Below are 21810 nucleotides of genomic sequence, written 5' to 3'. Positions count from 1 at the left end.
GGTTCGGGTCGCATTCAGGCCAGAAAACGGCGGGGATCGGTGATGGCGCCGGTGATGGCCGCCGCCGCCGCGCTGGCCGGACTCATCAGGTGGACCATGCCGCCCTTGCCCATGCGGCCATTGAAATTGCGGTTGGTGGTCGAGGCGCAGACCTCGCCGTCGGCCAGAACGCCGTTGCTCATCCCCAGACAGGCGCCGCAGGTGGGATTCGACACGCAGAAGCCGCTGTCCATAAAGATTTTAATCAGTCCTTCCTTAAGGGCCTGGGAGTAAATGGCCGGGGTGGCCGGCGCCAGGATGCCGCGGACCGAGTCGGCGATGGTTTTGCCGCGAAGGATGGCGGCGGCCTCGCGGAGGTCCTCGATGCGGCCGTTGGTGCAGGAGCCGATGTAGATCTGATCGATCCGGGTTCCCTCCATCTCGGTGATGTCCTTGACGTTGTCCGGTCTGTAGCCGAAGGTGACCTGCGGCGCCAGGTTGGCGACATCGACGGTCAGCACCCGCTCGTAGCGGGCGTCGGCGTCGGAACGCCAGGTGGCGAACGACTCGGCGGCCGCTTCCGGGCTCGCGTACTCGTCCTTGATGAACGGCCACAGATATTGGGCGGTGACCAAGTCGGGCTGGCAGACGCCGGAGGTGGCGCCGGCCTCGACCGCCATGTTGCACAAGGTCATGCGCGAGGCCATGTTCATGGCGTCGACCACCGGGCCGCAGAACTCGATCACCATGTCGGTGCCGCCGTTGACGGTGAGCTGCTTGATGACGTTTAAGATGATGTCCTTGGCCACCACGCCCCTGGGCAGGGTGCCGACCACCTCCACCTTGAGCGACTTGGGCGCGCGGAAGGCGCAGACGCCCTTGAGGATGCCCACTTCCAGGTCGGTGGTGCCGACGCCGGCGGCAAAGGCGCCGAAGGCACCGTGGGTACAGGTGTGGGAATCGCCCATGATGACGGTGTTGCCGGGGCGGATGAAGCCTTTTTCCGGAAAGAGGGCGTGGCAGACGCCGTTGCGGCCGATGTCGAAAAAGTCCTTGATGTTGTGGCGCCGGGCCCAGTCGCGCATGATCTTGGCCTGGGTGGCGGTCTTGGAGTCCTTGGGCGGGGTGACGTGATCGATGACCGCCTTGATCCGTTTGGGATCGCACACCCGGTCCATGCCCTTTTCCATGAGGTCCATGATGGCGATGGGCGTGGTGATTTCGTGGCACATGATCACGTCGATGTCGAGCACCATGTTGCCCGGTGTGGGGGTGTCTCTGAGATGGGCGGCGAAGATCTTTTCGGTGATGGTCTGTCCCATTGTGCAACTCCGGTTCGGAAAAACAGGATATGGAAAAACAAAAGCAAGCCGGCCGGCGGCTTTTCCGATAAGTTTGGTGAAACCGAATCATTACACCCGGTAACTTGGTTCGTCAATTTATTTCCGGGCCGCCGCGGTCGGTGCGGCCGGGTCGGAACATCTGTACAGATGGGAGCCGATTGCGTATACTGCTGCCGTTGACCGGCGGCCGTCCGTCCGGCGGCTTGGTGCCTTTCCGAATCCCGAACCTGAAGAGAGCGAGAACATGACCCGTCGTATGTCTCTGGCGCAATGCGCCGTCCTGTTGTGCTTCCTGCTCGCCGTCCTGCCGGCAGTCTGCCGGGCCGCCCACGGGGTGAGCATCGACGGCAAGCTGAAATATCCGAAGGGATTCGAACGGTTCGACTACACCTCGCCCCTGGCCAAGAGCGGCGGTACCCTGGTGCTGCACGATCTCGGCGGTTTCGAGAAAATGAACCCCTTCACCCTCAAGGGGGAGGCGCCCTATGGTCTGACGTCCTATGTCTTCGAGACCCTGGCCGTGCCCAGCCTGGATGAGCCGTTCGCCCAATACGGCCTGATCGCCGAAGACATTATTCTGGCCGCGGACAAAAAATCGGTCACCCTGACGCTCAATGCCAAGGCCTGTTTTTCCGACGGTTCGCCGGTCATGGCCGAGGATGTCAAATTTTCCCTCGACACCCTCAAAAGCGACCAGGCCCATCCTTTCTACCAGATGTACTTCCACGACATCGAGGCGGCGGAGGTCGTCGGTCCCCGCACGGTTCGGTTTCGTTTTGTCCGGCCGAACCGGGAACTGCACATGATCTCCACCCAATTGCCGGTCCTGAGCAAGCGGTTCTATGCGGAACATTCTTTCAACCCCGCCGACGGCACGGGGGCCATGGCCGTGCCCGTGGGCAGCGGCCCCTATGTGGTGGCTGAGGTGCTGCCCGGCAAATCGATCACCTACAGGAAGAACCCGGAATACTGGGCCAAGGATCTGGCGGTGCGCCGGGGCATGTTCAATTTCGACACCATTGTGGTGAAATATTTCAAGGACCCGGTGGTCAGTCTCGAGGCCTTCAAGGCCGGCGAGTTCGACTGGATCTTCGTCAACATTTCCAAGCAGTGGAACCGGGACCTGACCGGCCGCCGCTTCGACAGCGGCGAGCTGGTCAAGCAGGTCTTCTCGCACATGAACAACGCCGGCATGCAGGCCTTCGTCTTCAACACCCGCCAGCCATTGTTCGCCGATCGGCTGGTGCGCCGGGCCCTCGGACTGGCCTTTGATTTCGAGTGGACCAACAAGACGCTCTTTTTCTCGCAGTACAATCGCAGCAACTCCTATTTCTCCAATTCGGACTACGCGGCAAAAGGGCTGCCCGGGGAGGATGAACTGAAGCTGCTCGAACCCTTCCGCGACCAACTGCCGGCCGAGGTCTTCACCCAACCGCTCGTCCCGCCCTCCACCGACCCGCCCGGCAGCCTGCGGACCAACATGCAGGAGGCGAAGGCGCTGCTGGAACGGGCCGGCTGGACCGTCAAACAGGGGGCACTGGTCAACGGCAAGGGCGAGCGGTTCCGCTTCGAGATTCTCCTCGCCGATGCGAGTTTCGAGCGGGTGACCGCCCCGTATGCGGTCAATCTCGGCAAACTGGGTGTCGAGGTCACCTACCGGACCATCGATCCGGCCTTGTATGCCGACAGGGTCAAGAATTTCGATTACGACATGATGGTGACCACCTTCGCCCAATCGCAGTCGCCGGGTAACGAGCAGCGCGACTATTGGACGAGCGCGGCGGCTGGCCGCAAAGGCTCGAGAAATCTGGCCGGGATCGCGAATCCCGCGGTGGATGCGCTGGTCGACGCCATCATCTACGCCGAAACCCAGGAACAACTGACCACTGCCTGCCGCGCCCTGGACAGAGTGCTGTGGCATGGCTATTATGTGGTGCCGAACTGGTATCTGGCCAATCACCGCCTGGCCTATGCCGCCAAGCTCAAGCATCCCGAGAAGCCGCCCCTCTTCTACAGCGCCGACCAGTGGCGCGACACTTGGTGGCTCGAGTGACGGATGCCGCCTTGGCATCAAAGTTGTTCCTGTTGTTTTTTTCGTTTTTTTCCTAAAATAAGCCGCAACGCCTTTTTCGGTTTTTTTGATTTCCTCAGCAGGGAGCATGGCAACATCCGCAGAGAAAAGCAGTAAGGAACATCAGTGGATCTACCTCACGGGCAAGGAGATCTATCAATTTTACAGCCGGATCAAGGGTCGGCTGCAGGGAATGCACGTGTACGCGCTGGTGGGCAAGAGCGGTACCGGCAAGAGTTTCCGTGCCAAGCTGTTGGCCGAAAAGCTCGGTGTTCCCTACATCGTCGATGACGGATTGTTGATTCACGACACCACCATCCTGGCGGGAAAATCGGCCAAGCAGGAGAAGAATTACATCAGCGCCATCAAGACCGCTCTTTTTGCGGACGACGACCACCGTCAGAGCGTGGTACGGATGATCCAGGAAAAGAAAATCAAGAAGATCCTCTTGCTGGGGACCTCGGAAAAAATGGTGATCAAGGTGGCCGAACTGCTTGAATTGCCGCCGATCAGCCAGGTGATCAAGATCGAGGAGATTGCCAGCCAGAAAGACATCGAAAATGCGATCAAATCGCGATTCGAGGAGGGAAAACACGTCATCCCGGTGCCGACCATCGAGGTGAAGCGGGATTACGCCCAAATCCTTTCCGATTCGATCCGGATTTTTTTCAAGGGCGGCAAGGACAAGGACGGGGTGAAAAAATCCCGCTTTTTCGAGAAGTCGGTGGTGCAGCCCGAATACCACGACCACGGGGCCGAGGGAACGGTCACTATCTCCGAGGCCGCCCTCACCCAGATGATCCTCCACTGTATCGACGAGTACGACGGGGATATCCTGGTGCGGAAGATCAAGGTCAAGATGGGGCGTTCCGGCTACGGTATCGACCTGTTCATCGACGTGCCGTTCGGCAAGACCCTGACCGGAGAGTTACACGAACTGCGCTGCTATATTCTCCGCAATATCCAGAAATACACCGGCATCGTCATCGATCGCCTGGAAATAGCCATCGACAATATCACCCAGCGGAAAAAAGAGCCGAAAAAGAAAACGAACACGTAGGGGGAACAGCTTTTCTTCAACCGTCCGTTTTTTCTTGCATGCCCCTTTTTCCCTCGGGGTGACGGCTGGCTCCACCAATAATAATTTCTTAACATTCGGCAGTTATCCCTTTCGGCCGAGGGTCCGGCCGGTTTCACCCACCTGTAGGGCACAGACAACGTTCTCGTAGCCCAATTTCTCGTCATTCCACGATTTTCATGCGGGCCGAGAAGACTTGCCCGACCTGCGGCATGTGCTGCCGCACCGGTGTATTTATCACTTGACTCCGGACGAAGTGTCTTGTTATAAGTCCTGAGTTTTGAGTGGTTTTTTCGGAAGTGGCTGTAGAGAATGTTGTTGTCGGAATGGTTTTAGGGCGTTTTTTCAGGGCCTCTAGAGCGTATCTGAGGCAGATGTTGAAGCCGTGGGTACGAAATTGCCCTTCATAAACTCGCCTCGCCTGACCAGCCGGAAAATGTCTTTCCCCTTCGCATAGGTCACTTTTGAACATCACTTCGAACACACCTGCCGTTTTTGGACGGGCAGGGAAGAGGGCTCTTTTTCGGTAACGGCAAAACGGCGGTGATTCGCATGGCCGGGTTTTTCCTGTTGGCGCATGGTTGACGGCAGGAGGAGCGAGGAACGGTGAGTGCACGCCGGGGATTGATGCGCCCCGCATCTTCAGTATCCCGCGTTGTTTCGGAGAAAGATAGCTCTCTGTGCGTCTTCTTGAATATGTAACCGGGTGTGCTGGATTATTACGTAACGCCATCATTTTTATAAAAAAATTGTGGTGTGACGGCAGGGGACACTGTTGCGGAAGGTCGTGGGCAAGCGTCCGGGGGCTCTGGAGCGCATGGCGGTATCCATCAGGACCGTCATGTGAATTTCTCTCTGCTCTGCGCACGATTGGTTTGGATCAGGGTTGCCTGACGGGGACACCATGCCGTAGTAAATTGGTAGTGAACAGGGACTTGAATTAACATTTTACTTCTCTGGAGGATCTCGTGCCACCGCGCGGGGTTCGCCGCAAAAGGATGCGTCTATGAAAATTCATGAGTATCAGGCCAAGGAACTATTCCGAAAATACAATGTACCTACCCCCAAGGGGAAACTTGCCTACACCTCGGACGAGGTAGCGAAAATTGCCGAGGAGTTCGGCTATCCGGTCGTCGTCAAGGCCCAGGTGCATGCGGGTGGCCGCGGCAAGGGCGGTGGCGTCAAGCTGGCCAAGACCAAGGCCGATGTAAAACCGGTTGCCGATTCCATCATCGGCATGACCCTGATCACCAAGCAGACCGGCGCTCAGGGCAAAAAGGTTCGCAAGGTATTGGTTGAGGAAGGGCTGAACATCAAAAAGGAGCTGTACCTTTCCATTATTCCCGATCGCGAGACCGCCACGGTCGCCATTGTCTGCAGCCAGGACGGCGGCATGGATATCGAAGAAGTGGCCGCCAAGACCCCCGAGCGGATCGTCACCGTCAACGTGAGCCCGGTTTCAGGTTTTCAGCCGTTCCACGCCCGCAAAATCTGCTTCGGTCTCGAGATCGAAAAAGATCTGCAGAAACAGATGTCGACGTTGGTGAAGAACCTCTACGACCTGTTCGTCGCCTACGACTGCTCCATGGTTGAGATCAACCCGCTGATCATCACCGCCGAAGGCAATATTCTCGCCCTGGACGCCAAGATGGACATCGACGGCAACGCGCTGTTCCGTCACCCCGACGTCAAGGAAATGCGCGATATCGACGAGGAAGATCCGGTCGAGGCAGAAGCTGCCCAGTTCGGCCTGAACTACATCAACCTTGACGGGAATGTTGGCAACATCGTCAACGGCGCCGGTCTGGCCATGGCCACCATGGATATCGTCAAATTGGCCGGTGCTGCTCCCGCCAACTTTCTGGATGTCGGTGGCGGCGCCAATGCCGAGGCCATCGAGAACGGTTTCCGTCTGATTATGAAGGACCCGGCCGTCAAAGGCATTCTGATCAATGTGTTCGGCGGCATCCTCCGGTGTGACATCCTGGCCAAGGGTGTTGTTCAGGCCGCAACCAAGCTGAAACTGCAGGTGCCCGTTGTTGTCCGCATGGAAGGCACCAATGTCGAGGAAGGACGCAGAATTCTTGCCGAGTCCGGTCTTGACCTGATCAATGCCAAAGACCTGGCCGATGCAGCCGAGAAGGTAGCGAAGATCGTCGCGTAAATCTGTTGTGTCTCACGCCGGCGAGGGATGGGCGACCTGCCGCCGAAGTGGCAAAAAGGGCGCAGAGCCTGTTGCCACGAAACAATGCCGACGAAAATGACCGCAACCGGACGATTCAGCTTGCACAAGGCACAAAAAACAATAACCCATAGAGGATTTCATAATGAGCGTTTTTGTTAACAAAAATACACGGTTAGTTGTACAAGGCATCACCGGCCAGGAAGGCCAGTTTCATACCCGTTCCTGTATTGCCTACGGCACCAACGTGGTCGCCGGCGTGACCCCCGGCAAGGGTGGTCAGAAGATGGACGATGTGCCGATCTTCAACGGTGTGAAGGAAGCCCGGGAAAAAACCGGTTGCAACGCTTCCATGATCCTGGTGCCGCCGCCGTTCGCCGCCGACGCGATCATGGAAGCCGCCGACGCCGGCATCGAGTTGGTTGTCTGCATCACCGAAGGTGTCCCGGTTCTTGATATGATGCGAGTCAAGAATTACCTGGCGACCCGGACCACCCGTCTCATCGGCCCGAACTGCCCCGGTATCATCACCCCCGGCGAGTGCAAGATCGGCATCATGCCCGGACCGATGCACAAACCCGGCGGACCCTGGGGCGTCGTCTCCCGCTCTGGAACACTCACCTATGAGGCCGTTCATCAGCTGACCCAGGCCGGTTTCGGTCAGACCACCTGCATCGGCATCGGCGGCGATCCCATCAACGGTACCAACTTCATCGATTGCCTGGAGGCGTTCGCTGCGGACCCGGATACCAAAGCCATCGTCATGATCGGCGAGATCGGCGGTAACGCGGAAGAGAACGCCTGCGAGTGGATCAAGGCCAACACCAAGAAACCGGTGGTCGGCTTCATCGCCGGCCTGACCGCTCCTCCCGGCCGCCGTATGGGCCATGCCGGTGCCATCGTCAGCGGCGGAAAGGGGACTGCCGAAGCCAAGATCGAGGCCATGAAGGCGAGTGGCGTGCATCATTGCGCCAATCTCGGCAAGTTGGGTGAGCTCTGCAAGCAGGTCTATAAAGGTTGATTTAATCTCAGCGGTGCCGGATGTGCTCCATCCGGCACCGCTTCGGCTCATAATCGGCACGGAATTTTGACTGAATTCTGCAGCAAGGAGACAGCATGAGTACAAAGGAAAAATTAGAGCAGTTAAAGCAAAAGAGGGCCAAAGCCTTGCTGGGCGGCGGTCAGGATAAAATCGACAAGATCCACTCCCAAGGCAAATACACCGCCCGCGAGCGTATCGCCCTTCTCCTCGACCCCGGCACCTTCGAAGAATACGATGCCTTCAAGCTCCATCGCTGCTACAACTTCGGCATGGAAAAAATCAAGTTTTTCGGCGACGGTGTTGTCACCGGTTGCGGCAAGCTCGCCGGTCGGCCGGTATATATCTACGCCCAGGATTTTTCTGTCCTGGCCGGCTCCCTCTCCGGAACCCTGGCCGAGAAGATCTGCAAGATCATGGATCTGGGCATGAAGAACGGCATTCCGGTCATCGGCCTCAACGACTCGGGCGGCGCCCGTATCCAGGAAGGTATCGAGGCCCTGGCTGGGTATACCGAGATTTTCACCCGCAACGTCCTCGCTTCCGGCGTTGTCCCGCAGATTTCCGGTGTTTTCGGACCCTGCGCCGGTGGCGCCGTGTACTCCCCTGCCTTGACCGACTTTATTATCCAGGTCAAGATCCAGTCCTACATGTTCCTGACCGGTCCCAAGGTCGTTAAAACCGTGTTAAATGAGGACGTCACCACCGAAGCCCTGGGCGGTGCGGCCATGCATACCACCAAGTCCGGCGTCACCGACTATGCTGCCGAGAACGAGGACGACGCCATTCAGTACATCAAGGATCTGATGAGCTATCTGCCGCAGAACAATCTGGAGAATCCGCCGGATGCCCCCTGCGACGATCCGATCACCCGTCGGTCCGAACTGCTCAACGACATCATTCCGGACAACCCGAATGCTGCCTACGACATCAAAAAAGTAATCGCTGAGACGGTCGACAACGGCATCTTCTTTGAAATCAAGAAGAATTTCGCTCCGAACATCGTCGTCGGTTTTGCCCGTTATGGTGGCAAGGCCGTTGGCATCGTTGCCAACCAGCCGTCCTACTACGCCGGCGTTCTCGACATCGATTCCTCGATCAAGGGTGCCCGCTTCATCCGCTTCTGTGACTGCTTCAACATCCCGATTATCACCTTCGTCGACGTCCCCGGCTTCCTGCCCGGTACCACACAGGAGTTCGGCGGCGTCATCCGCAACGGTGCCAAGATGCTCTTCGCCTATGCCGAGTCGACCGTGCCGAAAGTCACCGTCATCACCCGCAAGGCCTACGGCGGCGCCTACTGCGCTATGTCGTCCAAGCACCTGCGGACCGACATTAACTATTCCTGGCCGACCGGTGAAATCGCCGTTATGGGATCCAAGGGCGCGGTCGAAGTCCTGCACGCCAAGGGTGCCAAGGCGGCCGATGATCCCAAGGCCTTCTTGGTCGAGAAGGAGAACGAGTACAACGAGAACTTCTCCAACCCCTACTGTGCTGCCGAACGCGGCTATATCGACGATGTTATCGAGCCGGCCGAAACCCGGTACCGGATCATCAATGCGCTTGAGTCGATCTCAGGGAAACGTGACACCATCCCGATGAAAAAACACGGCAATATCCCGCTGTAAGCACTCTCAAGGAATGGTTCGGCAGATATGTGCCGCGCCAACAGACTCAGAGGATGACAGAATGGCAAAAATGAACAAAAAAATGGCTGCGGCCCTTGCAGCCGTTAATGCCTATCTGATGCAGGAGGAGGAAGCGGCCTATCAGGCACAGTTGGCCGCCGCCAAGCCTGCACCGACCGGGCCGAGTTTATGGGCGATTGCCGGCCGTCAGGACATTATGAATTTCCGCAGGCTGATTCAAATGAAAGCCTTCTGATGGCTTTTACACACATTGACGTTCAACGAAAACGTATAATAACAGGGAGACACTGAAAATGAGCGACCAAGTGAAAATGACCGCCATGAACTATGCAATTGACCGGCCGAAAGCTGAGAACCCGGTCAAGGTAATGGACCTCACCTTCCGTGATGGTCACCAATCTCTGTTCGCCACCCGCGGCCGGACCGAGGACATGATCCCGGTTGCGGAGATGATGGACGAGGTTGGTTTCTGGGCACTTGAGACCTGGGGCGGCGCCACCTTCGATACCATGCATCGTTTCCTCAACGAGGATCCATGGGAGCGCCTCCGTACCCTGAAACGCTATATCAAAAAGACCCCCTTCTCGATGCTGCTCCGCGCTCAGAACCTGGTTGGCTATCGGAACTACGCCGATGACACCGCGACTGCGTTCGTGGAACGGGCTGCAGAGAACGGTATGGACATTTTCCGTACCTTTGACGCCCTCAACGACTATCGCAACTTTGAAACCGTCGTCAAGCAGATCAAGAAGAGCGGCAAGCACTTCCAGGGCTGCATCTGCTATACCCTGACCGAACCGCGCTTGGGCGGCGAGGTGTACAATATCGACTACTATGTCAACAAGGCCAAGGATTTGGTCGCCATGGGCGCCGACTCCATCTGCATCAAGGATATGGCCGGTCTGATCGCTCCGTACGATGCCTATGCCATCGTCAAGGCCATCAAGGCGGTGACCGACACCCCGGTGCATCTGCACAGCCACTTCACCTCCGGTATGGCTTCCATGAGCCACCTGAAGGCCATCGAGGCCGGTGTTGACATCGTTGACACCTGTATGACCCCGTATGCTTTCCGGACCGCGCATCCGGCGATCGAGCCGCTGGTCATGGCTCTGCTCGGCACCAACCGTGACACCGGTTTCGACATCAAGAAACTGGCCGCCATCAACGAGATCCTCGAGAAGGAAGTCATGCCGAAGTACAAGCACCTGCTCGATGACTCCAAGATCTCGACCATCGACATCAACGTGCTCCTGCATCAGACCCCGGGCGGCATGCTTTCCAACCTGGTCAACCAGTTGCGCGAGATGGATGCGCTCGACAAGATCGATCAGGTCTACAAAGAGCTGCCCCGTGTACGTAAAGAACTCGGCCAGATTCCGCTGGTCACCCCGACCAGCCAGATCGTCGGTATCCAGACCGTCAACAACGTGCTCTTCGACACACCGGAAGAGCGCTACAAGATGATCACCGCTCAGGTCAAGGATCTGTGCTACGGTCTCTATGGCAAAACCGCGGTGCCGATCGATGCCGAACTGCAGAAGAAGGCTCTGAAAGGTTACCCGCGTGGCGAAACCCCGATCACCTGCCGCCCGGCCGAGGTTATCGAGCCCGAACTGGAGAAAGCCAAGAAAGAGATTGGCGATCTCGCCAAGGACATGGATGATCTGGTGCTCTACGCCATCTACCCGGTTACCGGCAAGAAGTTCCTCGAGTGGAAGTACGGCGTCACCCCGGCACCGGTCGAGGTGCAACCGCTGACCCTCGACGAAGTCAAGAAGCGCGACGAGTTGATCGCCAAGGCCAAGGCCGGCAAGCTCATCGAGCCCAAGGCCGCCGCTCCGGAGAAGTCCGGAAATCTTCGTACCTTCAACGTCTTTGTTGATGGCGAATATTTCAACGTCGAGGTCGATCCGACCGGTGATTTCCAGCCGATGGTTGCCGCTGCTCCGCGGCCTGCAGCTCCTGCCGCCGCCGCACCGAAGGCCGCTGCCGCTCCGGCTGCTGCACCTGCTGCCGCACCGAAGGCCGCCGCCGCTGCTCCGGCAGCAGTTGAAGGTGGGACCCCGCTGCTGGCCCCCATGCCTGGTATGGTCGTCAAGAACTTGGTCAATGTCGGTGATGCAGTCAAAGCCGGTGACCCCATCGTCGTGCTCGAGGCCATGAAGATGGAGAACAACCTGGGTGCTCCGTGCGATGGTACCGTCAAACAACTATGTTTCGGTACCGGTGACTCGGTCACCAAAGATACTGTTCTGGCCGTCATCGGCTGATCCGACGGTCTCAGCGTAAGAAAGAGAAAAGGGAGCCGCCTTGACGGGCGCGCTCCCTTTTTTTGTGCGTGAATCGTTCCCTTGGAAAGAGCGGGTAGCGGCTCGATACCGCTTGTCTATACCAGACGTAGATATTTCGCCTGCTCCCACAGCTTGGTCGCCAATCGCACCGTCGCCTGGTCGACCATTCTCCCCTCCACCGCGATCGCTCCCTTTCCTTCCGATTTGGCTTGGGCATTGGCCTCGATGACCTTGGCGGCCAGGGCGATCTCCTCCGCCGAGGGCGTGAAGACGTCGTTGATGACGTCGATCTGGGATGGATGGATGGCCCATTTACCATCGCAGCCCAAGGCACAGGCCATGACGGCTGACCGTCGTAATCCTTCAGGATCTTTGAAGTTCCCGTACGGGGCGTCGATGGCCATCAGGCCATGTGCTTTGGCATGCATCACCATGTTGCTGATGGCGAAATGCCAGCGATGTCCCGGATACAGTTCTTCTTCTTTTTCGCCATGGCCGGAAATCGACACCAAGCGGGCGCCAATGGACGCCGAGTAATCGGCGATGCCGAAAACCAGGGTTTTGACCCGGCTGCTGGCCGTGACGATCTCCGTCGCCCGCAAAAGTCCTTCAGCGGTCTCAATCGATGCCTCGATGCCGATGGGCGCCGCCGCTGTTTTCCGGTTCAATTCAATGCCGTCGAGCAGGCGGTCGGCGAAGTAAATGTCACTCGGATGGTTGACCTTGGGGATGACGATGGCGTCGATGATGTGGCCGGCCTGTTCTGCAACTTCCAGCAGATCCCGGTAGGCAAAAGGGGTATCCAGGGCATTGATCCGGACGGTGACGGTTTTCCGGGACCAGTCGAGGTTCAGGAGTGACTCGATGACTTGTGCGCGGGCATTGGCCTTTTCCTCCACCGGCACACTATCTTCCAGATCGAGCATGATCACATCGGCCGGGCTGTCACTCGCCTTGCCATGCATTTTTTTCATATGTCCCGGAACGGATAAATTGGATCGACGTGGTTTCATACAACCTCCTTTGACCTCGGGGGCGATTTAGGATGTGCGGTGCACGGGGAAAAGGAAAGAACTTCAAAGAAAACGACGAACAAACGTATCAGAAAACGGACAGAATGTTGACTGTTTCTTTCGTTTTTTTCGTGGAAAGGAAGCCGCTTGGCGACGTGGCAGAGAATGGCGGACGCGCCAAACGGTTCAGTGCTTCCATACTGCCGGTTCTTCGTGGCAGAAGGAGCTCCAAGGGGCGGGGATGTTCAGAAGGCGAACCATTTTTTCTTTTTCTTGGGGTTTCCCAAGGCGACCCTGTTGCGACCGGAATGTTTTGCCTCGTACAGGGCTTCATCCGCCATGCCGATGAAGTCGTTCTTGTCGAATTCATCGCTGGCCGGAAAGGCGGAGGCCGCTCCGATGCTGATGGTCACCCGGTAGGCATTGGTTCCGTCGTCAAAAACATAGTCTTCTGTCGTTTTCCGCAGCTTTTCCGCCACCAGCAGAGCCTCTTCCGGTCCAGTCTCGGGCAGGACAAAGGCAAATTCCTCGCCGCCGTACCGGGCGATCAGATCATACTCCCGAATGACCTCCCTGCTGATGCGGCAGAATTCCTTGAGAATGAAATCACCGGTTTGATGGCCGTACGTGTCGTTGAATTTCTTGAAATGATCGATATCGGCCAGGAGTAGGGCAAGGGAGCGGTTGTTGCGGATGGAGCGATTGACTTCCGAATCGAGGAAATTCTGAAAGAAGCGATGGTTGTTGACCTCGGTCAAACCGTCGATGTTGGCCAGATTTTCCAGCAATCGGTTCTTCTGGGCCAACTCTTCTGTCAGTTTTTCCAGCTCCATCTTGGATTTGATCAACTCGCGGTTCATCTCCTCGTAGGAGAGATTGATCAGGCTGAGTCGAAGGTTGGCTTCCTGAAGAATTTCCGCGACCGATTTGACGGGCTTGATCTTGATGCCGAAATACTGCGCCGATTGATCAATGACCTTATCGATCATTTTCAGCACGGTATTGACTCCCAGTACCTTGAGGCCGAGGAGTTGCTTGGCCTCGGCGCGGAACTGCTTGTGATAATGCTCGGGGGTGTCTGAATAAAAAAGCTCGGCGAGCAGATTGGCGAGATGGGCGGTCCGGATGGTTTGTTGGTGTCGCAGATTGCTCCCCTGAAATGCCAGGGGTTGATGGTGGTATTTGATCGGGAGCAGGAGGCTCTCGGGCAGGCCCCAGGCTTCGGCCACCGCATACCCCACCTCGGCATGGGAAATGCCGAGAATGTCCAGTTCCGCCTCCGCACTCTCCGCGTTTGAAGCGGCATGACCGGAGGAACGGGCAGTGCGTTCGAGGACTTGGCCATACTGCTGAGGCAGGGTGACGGCGAGCACCAATTGCCCGATATTCTGCAGCAGGCCGCAGGTGAATGCCTCTTCGGCGTCGGTGTTGGTCACCTGCTCAAAGATCAACTTGGCGGCCGCGGCTTCGACCAGAGATCGTTCCCAGAATTGTTCGAAATCGAAGGGTGCGTGCCGTCGCTGTTTTCCCATGGAGAGCAGGGAAAAACTCAGGACCAGACTGCGAACCGCGTTGAGGCCAAGAATCGAGACTGCCTGGTTGATGGACGAAACCTGTTGCGGAAAGCTGTAAAAAGCCGAGTTCGCCACTCGCAGAACCTTGGCTGAGAGCGCCATGTCCTGGCTGATCAGATTGGCGATATCGGTGAGCGTGGTTTCCGGGTGGGCGGTCAGTTCCAGCAGTTTGGTGGCTATGATGGGCAGGGTGGGCAGATCCCTTGAAGCGAGAACGTGCTCCAACACCTGTTCTGCAGTGCTGTTCGATCCCGACATGCGCCTGGTATCCACAAGAGTCGATCATCCGGAGGGGTTTGACAACGCCAAAAAAAACAATCGGTATCTAATATAGAGTGTTTTTGGAGATTCTCCAAGGGGGACGCACGAAGAATCTCCGTCAGAGATCGATTCGGTTGGGATAGGAGCAGTCATGGCCCAGGTAGGTGGTGAAATCGAGCGTGTCGTCCAAGCGACGGATATAGGCCGGGGTGAGGGGGATCTTGCCGCCGCCGCCGGGGGCATCCAGGGCATAGGTGGGCACGGCCATGCCGGAGACATGGCCGATCAGGTGGCGCATGATGGCCAGACCGGTGTCCACGGTGGTACGAAAATGATCGGTCCCCTTGGTCAGATCGGCTTGAAAGAGGTAGTAGGGCTTCACCCGAATGCGGAGTAGCCGGTAGAGCAGTTCCCGGATGATCTCGGGGCTGTCGTTGACCCCCCGCAACAGGACGGTCTGGCAGCCGAGGGGGATACCGGCATCGGCGAGACGGGCGCAGGCCAATTCCGCTTCGGCGGTGATTTCGGTGGGATGGTTGAAATGGGTGTTGATGTAGAGTGGATGATATTTTTTCAACATCGCAGCCAGTCCGGAGGTGACGCGCATGGGCAGGGTGCAGGGGACCCTGGTGCCGATGCGGATGGTGGCAATGGAGGGAATCGCCCGCAAGGCTTTGAGGATACGTTCAAGCCGGGCCAGGGGAAGCATGAAGGGGTCGCCTCCCGAAACCAGCACGTCGGATATGGCGGGGGTGCGGCTGAGATAGTCGAGACCGGCGGCAATGGTGGCGTCGTCGATGATCATGTCCGGCGTGCCGACCTTGCGCTTGCGGGTACAGAACCGGCAGTACATGGCGCATTCGCCGGCAACGAGGAAGAGGGCTCGATCAGGATATTTGTGCACCAGGCAGGGGACCGGGCTCAGGTTTTCCTCGTCGAGGGGATCGGTCAGGCCGACTGAATCGGTCAGCTCCCTGGGATCGGGAATCGCCTGCCGCCAGAGCGGCAGGCCATGCTGCCTGATCAGGTCGAGGTAATACCGGCTCACCCGCAGGGGATAGACGGCATGCACGGCCTGTAGCGGTTCGACAGGAATGCCGAGGGCCTGGGCAAGATGCTCCGGAGTGGTGATGAAGGTGGCGGGGGGTGACTGTTCGCTGGGCATTGTTCCGTAAGGAGAAGATATCGACTGACTGACGAACGGAGAAATGGCCGTCTCTTCTTCCGGTCATGGTTGGGGTGACGGCAGGTGCGATTGACGAGCACTACGGCATCGTGGATGAAAACCCCACGGGATGGCGCTGCACGATACCGGTGGGTCGCTCTCCTGTTCCTGCATACCAGAAAACGTCCTCTTTTCCAATCCCGTCGCACCGTCACCGCTGGCCACGACAAAACCATCAACGGAAATTGGGCGGATTTCCCCGGGCAACAGGGACGCAATCAGCAGAAATCCAGCCATTTTGCCGGCGCCATCAATGGGCGCTCAGTGGTATCATTCTGAAATTATAGAAATTTTTTATTGCAACCTTGTCACTGCTCTTTCTTCTGCTAAAATGACTGTTGGAGGGCAACACAGAGAGGCGGCCCGCTTGGTCCGGATGAGTGACTGTGTGCGGGATGGCTCAACATATCAAATGACCACACAAGGAAAAAATCATGTTCAAGACAGCAGTAGCCAAGGCAATAGGGGTAGTGACGATTCTCGCGATGTTTCCGGTAGTTCCGACCTATGCCGAGCCGATCGTCATTACATTCAGCCACGTCGTTGCAGCCGACACCCCCAAGGGGCGTGCGGCCGAGTTCTTCAAGAAGCGGGCCGGGGAACTGACTCAGGGCAAAGTGAAGGTCGAGGTTTATCCGAACAGTAAACTGTACCCGGATAGGGAAGAGATGTCAGCCCTGCAGCTCGGCTCGGTGCAGATGCTGGCACCCTCGCTGGCGAAATTCGGCCCACTCGATATCAATGATTTCGAGGTGTTTGATCTGCCTTTCATGTTCAACGGCTACGAAGACCTCCACAAGGTCACCACCGGCCCTGTGGGCAGGCAGCTGCTGGACAAGTTGGAGTCCAAGGGGATCAAGGGCCTCGCCTATTGGGACAACGGCTTCAAATCCTTCTCGGCCAATACGCCGATCAAAACCCCTGAAGACCTGAACGGCAAGAAAATGCGTATCCAGTCTTCCAAGGTGCTTGAAGAGCAGATGCTCGAACTGAAGGCTATTCCGAAAGTCACGGCTTTTTCCGCGGTCTATAAGGCCCTGCAAACGGGCGTTGTCGACGGTACCGAAAACCCGATCTCCAATTTTTATACGCAGAAGATGTACGAAGTGCAGAAGTACCTGACCGTCACCGAGCATGGTTATCTGGGGTATGCGGTTATCGTCAACAAGAAGTTCTGGGAAGGGCTCCCCGCCGATATCCGTACTCAGCTCGAGACCGCCATGCAGGAGGCGACCGACTATGCCAACAAGATCGCGAAGGAATCCAATGACAAGGATCTGGAATTGGTCAAGGCGTCGGGCAAGACCGAGGTCACGACCCTGACCCCTGAGCAGCGAGCCGCCTTCAAGAAAATATTGGCCCCGGTGCATGAGAAAATGGCCAGCAGGATCGGTGCGAACACCGTCGATGCGGTCCAGAAGGCGGTAGGTTTCACCAAATGAGTGACGTTCGGTGGAGAAGAAAAGAAAGGATTTGAGGAGGAGGCAGGTTGTCCTTTGCGCATGTGAAGCAGGACATGCAAGCAACATGAGAATTTTTTCAATCTCTCTTGGCGAGCACAATGGATTCTTTAACGTTCCCGGCAAAATAGGACGATTCTGATGGCCACCAGGTCACGTTTGCCTGACCGGGACAACACCGGCACCGAAATTGGGCGGATTTCCCCTCTCGACGACGAGCCGATTGGCGGAAATCCGCCTGTTCTGCCGGTGCCGTCGGAGGATGGCAGCACCATTTGGCCAGGATTCAGGTCGGTTATCCATTGCCAGCCTTGTTGGTCTTTATTTTGCTATAACAACCCTTGGAGCACAATACAGAGGTGCAGCCGGTTTGCGCCGGTCGAATGGCTGTATGTGGGATGACTCGGTGCGTCGTCCACAAAGCATACGAAAAGAAAGTGATATATTTTTCTGGTGTTCGGAATCGATTTTTGATAATGCACTTTCGCGATGCGTCAGAGGAGCACGGAGCCACCTGCTGTGTTTGGAGGTGACGGTATCTTGCTCTTCTTGGCGCTTTTCCCGCCGGCAGATGAAGTTACCGGGGTTTGTCACGCCAAAAATCAAAATGGAGGATGGGGTATGAAACGCTTATCGGTGATGATGTTCATGCTGTCAATCGTATGCGGAGCCGCTTTTGCCGGCCCTGCTACGGCTGAAACACTGGAGTTGGGAATTCCTTTGCCACTTACCGGGGCCCAGGCCAAGTTCGGGGAAATGGAAATGCGCTCGTACCAGATAGCCATGGAAGAGATCAACGCCAAGGGCGGAATCAAAGGCATGACCGTTTCGCTCAATTTCGAAGATGGGCAAGGCAAACCGGAAATCTCCCGCGCCATTGCCGAAAAACTCATCGATGTCAAAAAACAGCCAATTATTTTCGGGGATTACAGTTCTTCCTGCTCCAAGGCCATCGCGGCAGTGGCCAATGAAAGAAAAGTCCCCTATCTGGTGGTGACCGGCGCGGATGACGCCATCACCCAGCAAAATTATGAATACGTTTTCCGGATGAACCCGTCCAATGCCTACTATGCCGCCGGCCTGGGTTCTTTCCTTTCGCAGGTCGTCAAACCGACTTCCATCGCCATTTTATATGAGAGTTCGGATTTTGGAACATCCGGCGCCGATGAGATGGAAAAGTATGGCGAGAAGATCGGCATGAAGGTGGTGGTCAAAGAAAAATATGAAAAAGGCGCCGTGGATTTCAAGCCGATTCTGACCAAGGTCAAGGCGCAAAAACCCGATGTCATTTACATGGTATCCTACGTCATGGATGCCTCCCTTCTGATGAAACAGATCAAGGAGTTGCGCATCGAGGCCAAGCTCTTTGCCGGCGGTGCCGCAGGGTTTGCCATTCCCGAGTTCATCAACAATGCCAAGGATGCCGCCGAGTACGTGGTAACGGCCACGCTGTGGAGCACCCAGGTCAACTATCCCGGAGCAAAGGAATTTGCCGAGAAGTATAAAGCCAAGTTTGGCGATTATCCGTCCTACCATGGGGCAGAGGCCTATTCTGCGCTTTATATCGTCAAGGATGCGATCGAGCGGTCAAAAAGCATGGATCCGGCCGATATTCGGGCCGCCATGAAAGCCACCAAGATGATGACGGCGTTTGGCCCCATTCACTTTGCGGACAAAGATGGATACCAGAATCAGAATTTCATGGAAACGCTGGTGCTTCAGGTGATCAACGGCAAACACGAGACTATCTGGCCGGAAAGCACTGCCAGCGCCAAATATGTTTACCCCATTCCGAAGTGGAGAGACAGAAAGTAAGCGGCGAGTCGGATATCGCTTGAGTATTTGCCATTCAATAATGGGGGCTCGATCGGAAAATTTTCCGGTTGGCCCCCCACAAATTGGTGGGCGAGACAGTCTCCCGGTGCCCTGGAAAAATGGGGAAGAGCCAGAACATTGTGGGCGCGGCCGTTTGCCATGAAAAATCAGAAGCAAGAACAATAGCGATGGAGACCGGTTTTTCATTGCCATGCTGAAAAGCGTGGCAATGTGTATCTTCCGCTCTCCAGAAGGATGGGATGATTATGGAAAGTTTTTTACAAACGCTCATTGCAGGAGTGCTTCTTGGCGGTCTGTATGCGCTGATCGGCATAGGCATGACGCTTATCATGGGCGTAATGAAGATCATCAATCTCGCCCACGGCGAACTGATGATGGTGGGCATGTACATCGCCTTTTGGATGTTTACCCTGTTTGGAATCGATCCCTACCTGTCCGTGTTCATCGCAAGCCCGATACTGTTTTTCCTCGGTATCCTCATTCAAAGATTCCTGATCAATCCGGTGCTGAAAGTGGATTCCATCTTGCCGGAAAATCAGGTAATCTTGACGGTGGGCATCGGCATGGTGCTGGCAAATCTGGCAACCATCTTTTTTAAATCCGATTACCGCGCCACGCCGGTCAGCTACGGTACCAGTGCCTGGTATCTTTCCGATTACTGGGAAAGCGCTCCCTTCGATCTTTCCTTGTCCGTACCCTGGACCGTATCCTTTGTCATTGCGGTGGCTATTACCATTGCCCTGTGGTTTTTTCTGTCAAAAACCGATTCGGGCAAATCGATCCGTGCAACGGCGCAAGATCTGGACGCAGCCCTTTTGATGGGAGTCAACGTCAAACTCATGCGGGTGGTCACCTTTGGCCTGGGGTCGGCTTTGGTTGGTGCCGCCGGATGCCTGTTTATCCCAATTTATTATCTGTTTCCCTCCATGGGCGGGCAATTTACCCTGATAGCCTTTGTCATCACCATTCTGGGTGGCCTGGGCTCGACCAACGGCGCCATTTTTGGCGGATTGATATTGGGAATTTTTGAATCCATGACTGCAACGTATGTGGGTATGGGGTGGGCGCCGGTAGGTCGTTTTCTGATTTTTGTGGCTGCCCTGATTTTTCTGCCCGGCGGGATGGCATCTCTTTTGAAAAAGAAACGGATTGGAAAATGAAAAAATATCTCCCTCTGATAGTGCTGGCCTGCTTGGCGGTATTGCCGCTGGTCGGGCTGAGCTCCTACATGCTGCACATGATTGTCTTGGTCGTCATGTGGTCGGCGGTGGGAATGGCGTGGAATCTTCTTGCCGGCTACTGTGGTCAGGTCTCTTTCGGCCATGCCGCCTATTTCGGCGTCGGGGCCTATACATCCGGTATTCTATACTACAAGCTCAACATTTCTCCGTGGTGGGGGATTCCCATCAGCATCGTCGTGGTCACCGTTTTCTCGTTTCTTCTCGGTCTGGTTGTTCTGCGACTCAGAGGACCGTTTTTCGCCCTGGCGACTTTGGCTATGGGCGAGATGATGCGGGTGTCGGCCGAGAATCTGAATTGGCTGACGGGAGGAAACATCGGTATTCTAATTCAAGAAAGGACCTGGATCGACAAAACCTACTACTATTACATCGTGCTGGCGATTGCGACCGCCACTTTTCTCGTGGTCAAATATCTGATGCAATCCAAGATAGGATATTATTTCGTGGCCATTCGCGAGGATCAGGATGCCGCGGAATCTCTGGGCATCGACACCACCTGGTACAAAACCATCGCGCTGTGCATCAGCGGAGCTCTCACCGGCATTGCCGGCGCATTTTACACCAACTATATGGGCTACATTGATCCGCATATTGTCTTTGCTCTGCATGACGTATCCATAGTGACGATCATGATCGTGATGGTCGGCGGCGTGGCCACGCTATTTGGTCCTTTTGTCGGCGCGATCATCATGGTTTTCCTGGCGGAATTGGTCCGTTCCATTCCCGGACTGGGAGTGGCGCATCAGACATTTTTTGGAATTTTGCTGATTTTGATCATCATCTTTCTGCCGAATGGGATTGTCGGAGATTTTCAAAAAATCAAACGACTGTTCAAATTTGGAGGCGCTTGCAAATGAGTTTGCTGGAAGTCAGAAATGTTTCAAAACTCTTCGGGGGATTGGCCGCCTCCTCGGACATTTCCTTTACCATCCAAAAGGGAGAAATCCTGGGATTGATCGGGCCGAACGGCGCCGGCAAAACGACCCTGTTCAATATCGTGGACGGAGTGTATCCTCCGACAAAAGGGCAGGTGCTGTTCAAGGGGCAGGTCATTTCCGGTTTGAAACCCCATCAGATCTGTAAACTCGGACTCGCCCGGACATTTCAGGTCGTCAAACCCCTTCAGCGGATGAGCGTGCTGGACAATGTCATTGCATCGGCGTTTCTGCGGGCCAAAAACAAGGCCGAGGCCGTTGAAATCGCAATGGAGACGATTCAGTTCACCGGACTTGAGGAGGACATGGACGTTATCTCCCGTGGGCTGCCGCTGGGTAAGCGCAAAAAACTGGAAATTGCACGGGCCCTGGCGACCCAACCGGAACTGCTCCTGCTGGACGAATCTTTTGCCGGTCTGAATCACTCCGAGTTGAATGAGTCCATCGAGATTATCAAAAACATCAAAGCCCGCGGGGTTACGATCATGATTATCGAGCATCACATGAAAGTCATCATGAGCATTTCCGACAGGATTGTGGTGATCAATTACGGCCAAAAAATCGCCGAGGGGACCCCTCAGGAGATTCGCAACAATCCGCTGGTCGTTGAAGCCTATCTGGGAGAGTAGA

16 protein-coding genes are annotated in these 21810 nt (G+C 56.2%); 12 read left to right on the top strand and 4 right to left on the bottom strand.

The window, feature by feature from the left end:
* Window positions 1–14: 14 nt before the first annotated feature.
* Window positions 15–1301, bottom strand: a complete 1287-nt coding sequence (locus Q362_RS0109490) for a 3-isopropylmalate dehydratase large subunit (RefSeq protein WP_028318494.1) — start codon at window positions 1299–1301, stop codon at window positions 15–17.
* A gap of 265 nt (window positions 1302–1566) precedes the next feature.
* Here Q362_RS0109490 and Q362_RS0109485 point away from each other — a divergent pair, with 265 nt between their 5' ends.
* The 7 genes from Q362_RS0109485 to Q362_RS0109455 all read left to right on the top strand — a co-directional run bounded on the left by Q362_RS0109485 (window position 1567) and on the right by Q362_RS0109455 (window position 11614).
* Window positions 1567–3375 carry an extracellular solute-binding protein gene (locus Q362_RS0109485; RefSeq protein WP_028318493.1) on the top strand — a complete coding sequence of 603 codons (1809 nt, stop codon included), beginning with the start codon at window positions 1567–1569 and terminating at the stop codon, window positions 3373–3375.
* Window positions 3376–3481: 106 nt separating this feature from the next.
* Complete coding sequence (locus Q362_RS0109480) at window positions 3482–4453, top strand: hypothetical protein (protein WP_157470009.1); 972 nt, start codon at window positions 3482–3484, stop codon at window positions 4451–4453.
* A gap of 1024 nt (window positions 4454–5477) precedes the next feature.
* Window positions 5478–6635, top strand: coding sequence for an ADP-forming succinate--CoA ligase subunit beta (gene sucC / locus Q362_RS0109475; protein WP_028318491.1), 1158 nt, complete (start codon window positions 5478–5480; stop codon window positions 6633–6635).
* Between the two features lie 163 nt (window positions 6636–6798).
* Complete coding sequence (sucD, locus tag Q362_RS0109470) at window positions 6799–7674, top strand: succinate--CoA ligase subunit alpha (RefSeq protein ID WP_028318490.1); 876 nt, start codon at window positions 6799–6801, stop codon at window positions 7672–7674.
* A 95-nt stretch (window positions 7675–7769) separates the two neighbouring features.
* Window positions 7770–9320, top strand: a complete 1551-nt coding sequence (locus Q362_RS0109465; RefSeq protein WP_028318489.1) for an acyl-CoA carboxylase subunit beta — start codon at window positions 7770–7772, stop codon at window positions 9318–9320.
* Window positions 9321–9381: 61 nt separating this feature from the next.
* Entirely contained in the window at window positions 9382–9576 is a 195-nt protein-coding gene (locus Q362_RS0109460) for a hypothetical protein (RefSeq protein ID WP_028318488.1), read from the top strand.
* 58 nt (window positions 9577–9634) lie between these two features.
* Window positions 9635–11614, top strand: coding sequence for a pyruvate carboxylase subunit B (locus Q362_RS0109455; RefSeq protein ID WP_028318487.1), 1980 nt, complete (start codon window positions 9635–9637; stop codon window positions 11612–11614).
* Between the two features lie 116 nt (window positions 11615–11730).
* Here Q362_RS0109455 and Q362_RS0109450 read toward each other — a convergent pair whose 3' ends face one another.
* From Q362_RS0109450 to Q362_RS0109440, 3 genes are all read right to left on the bottom strand, one after another.
* Window positions 11731–12648: an HpcH/HpaI aldolase/citrate lyase family protein gene (locus tag Q362_RS0109450; protein ID WP_028318486.1), complete on the bottom strand. Its 918-nt coding sequence runs from the start codon at window positions 12646–12648 to the stop codon at window positions 11731–11733.
* A gap of 245 nt (window positions 12649–12893) precedes the next feature.
* The gene (locus tag Q362_RS0109445; protein ID WP_028318485.1) at window positions 12894–14480 is read right to left on the bottom strand and encodes a sensor domain-containing diguanylate cyclase; all 1587 of its coding nucleotides are present in this window, start codon (window positions 14478–14480) and stop codon (window positions 12894–12896) included.
* Window positions 14481–14601: 121 nt separating this feature from the next.
* A complete protein-coding gene (locus Q362_RS0109440; protein WP_028318484.1) occupies window positions 14602–15648 on the bottom strand; it encodes a KamA family radical SAM protein in 1047 nt (348 codons plus the stop codon).
* A 545-nt stretch (window positions 15649–16193) separates the two neighbouring features.
* Here Q362_RS0109440 and Q362_RS0109435 point away from each other — a divergent pair.
* The 5 genes from Q362_RS0109435 to Q362_RS0109415 all read left to right on the top strand — a co-directional run bounded on the left by Q362_RS0109435 (window position 16194) and on the right by Q362_RS0109415 (window position 21809).
* Entirely contained in the window at window positions 16194–17150 is a 957-nt protein-coding gene (locus tag Q362_RS0109435) for a DctP family TRAP transporter solute-binding subunit (protein WP_051554009.1), read from the top strand.
* 639 nt (window positions 17151–17789) lie between these two features.
* Window positions 17790–18983 carry an ABC transporter substrate-binding protein gene (locus Q362_RS0109430; protein ID WP_035216226.1) on the top strand — a complete coding sequence of 398 codons (1194 nt, stop codon included), beginning with the start codon at window positions 17790–17792 and terminating at the stop codon, window positions 18981–18983.
* A 266-nt stretch (window positions 18984–19249) separates the two neighbouring features.
* Complete coding sequence (locus tag Q362_RS0109425; protein ID WP_028318481.1) at window positions 19250–20164, top strand: branched-chain amino acid ABC transporter permease; 915 nt, start codon at window positions 19250–19252, stop codon at window positions 20162–20164.
* Window positions 20161–21102 carry a branched-chain amino acid ABC transporter permease gene (locus Q362_RS0109420; RefSeq protein ID WP_028318480.1) on the top strand — a complete coding sequence of 314 codons (942 nt, stop codon included), beginning with the start codon at window positions 20161–20163 and terminating at the stop codon, window positions 21100–21102. Before Q362_RS0109425 ends, Q362_RS0109420 begins: the two co-directional genes overlap by 4 nt.
* Window positions 21099–21809 carry an ABC transporter ATP-binding protein gene (locus Q362_RS0109415; RefSeq protein ID WP_028318479.1) on the top strand — a complete coding sequence of 237 codons (711 nt, stop codon included), beginning with the start codon at window positions 21099–21101 and terminating at the stop codon, window positions 21807–21809. The genes Q362_RS0109420 and Q362_RS0109415 overlap by 4 nt, the downstream gene beginning before the upstream one ends.
* Window position 21810 lies beyond the last annotated feature (1 nt).

The sequence above is a fragment of the Desulfobulbus elongatus DSM 2908 genome (genome assembly GCF_000621145.1).
Lineage (GTDB): Bacteria > Desulfobacterota > Desulfobulbia > Desulfobulbales > Desulfobulbaceae > Desulfobulbus > Desulfobulbus elongatus.
Note: the sequence above shows the minus strand (reverse complement) of the source record. Positions and strands in the feature narration are given on the sequence as shown.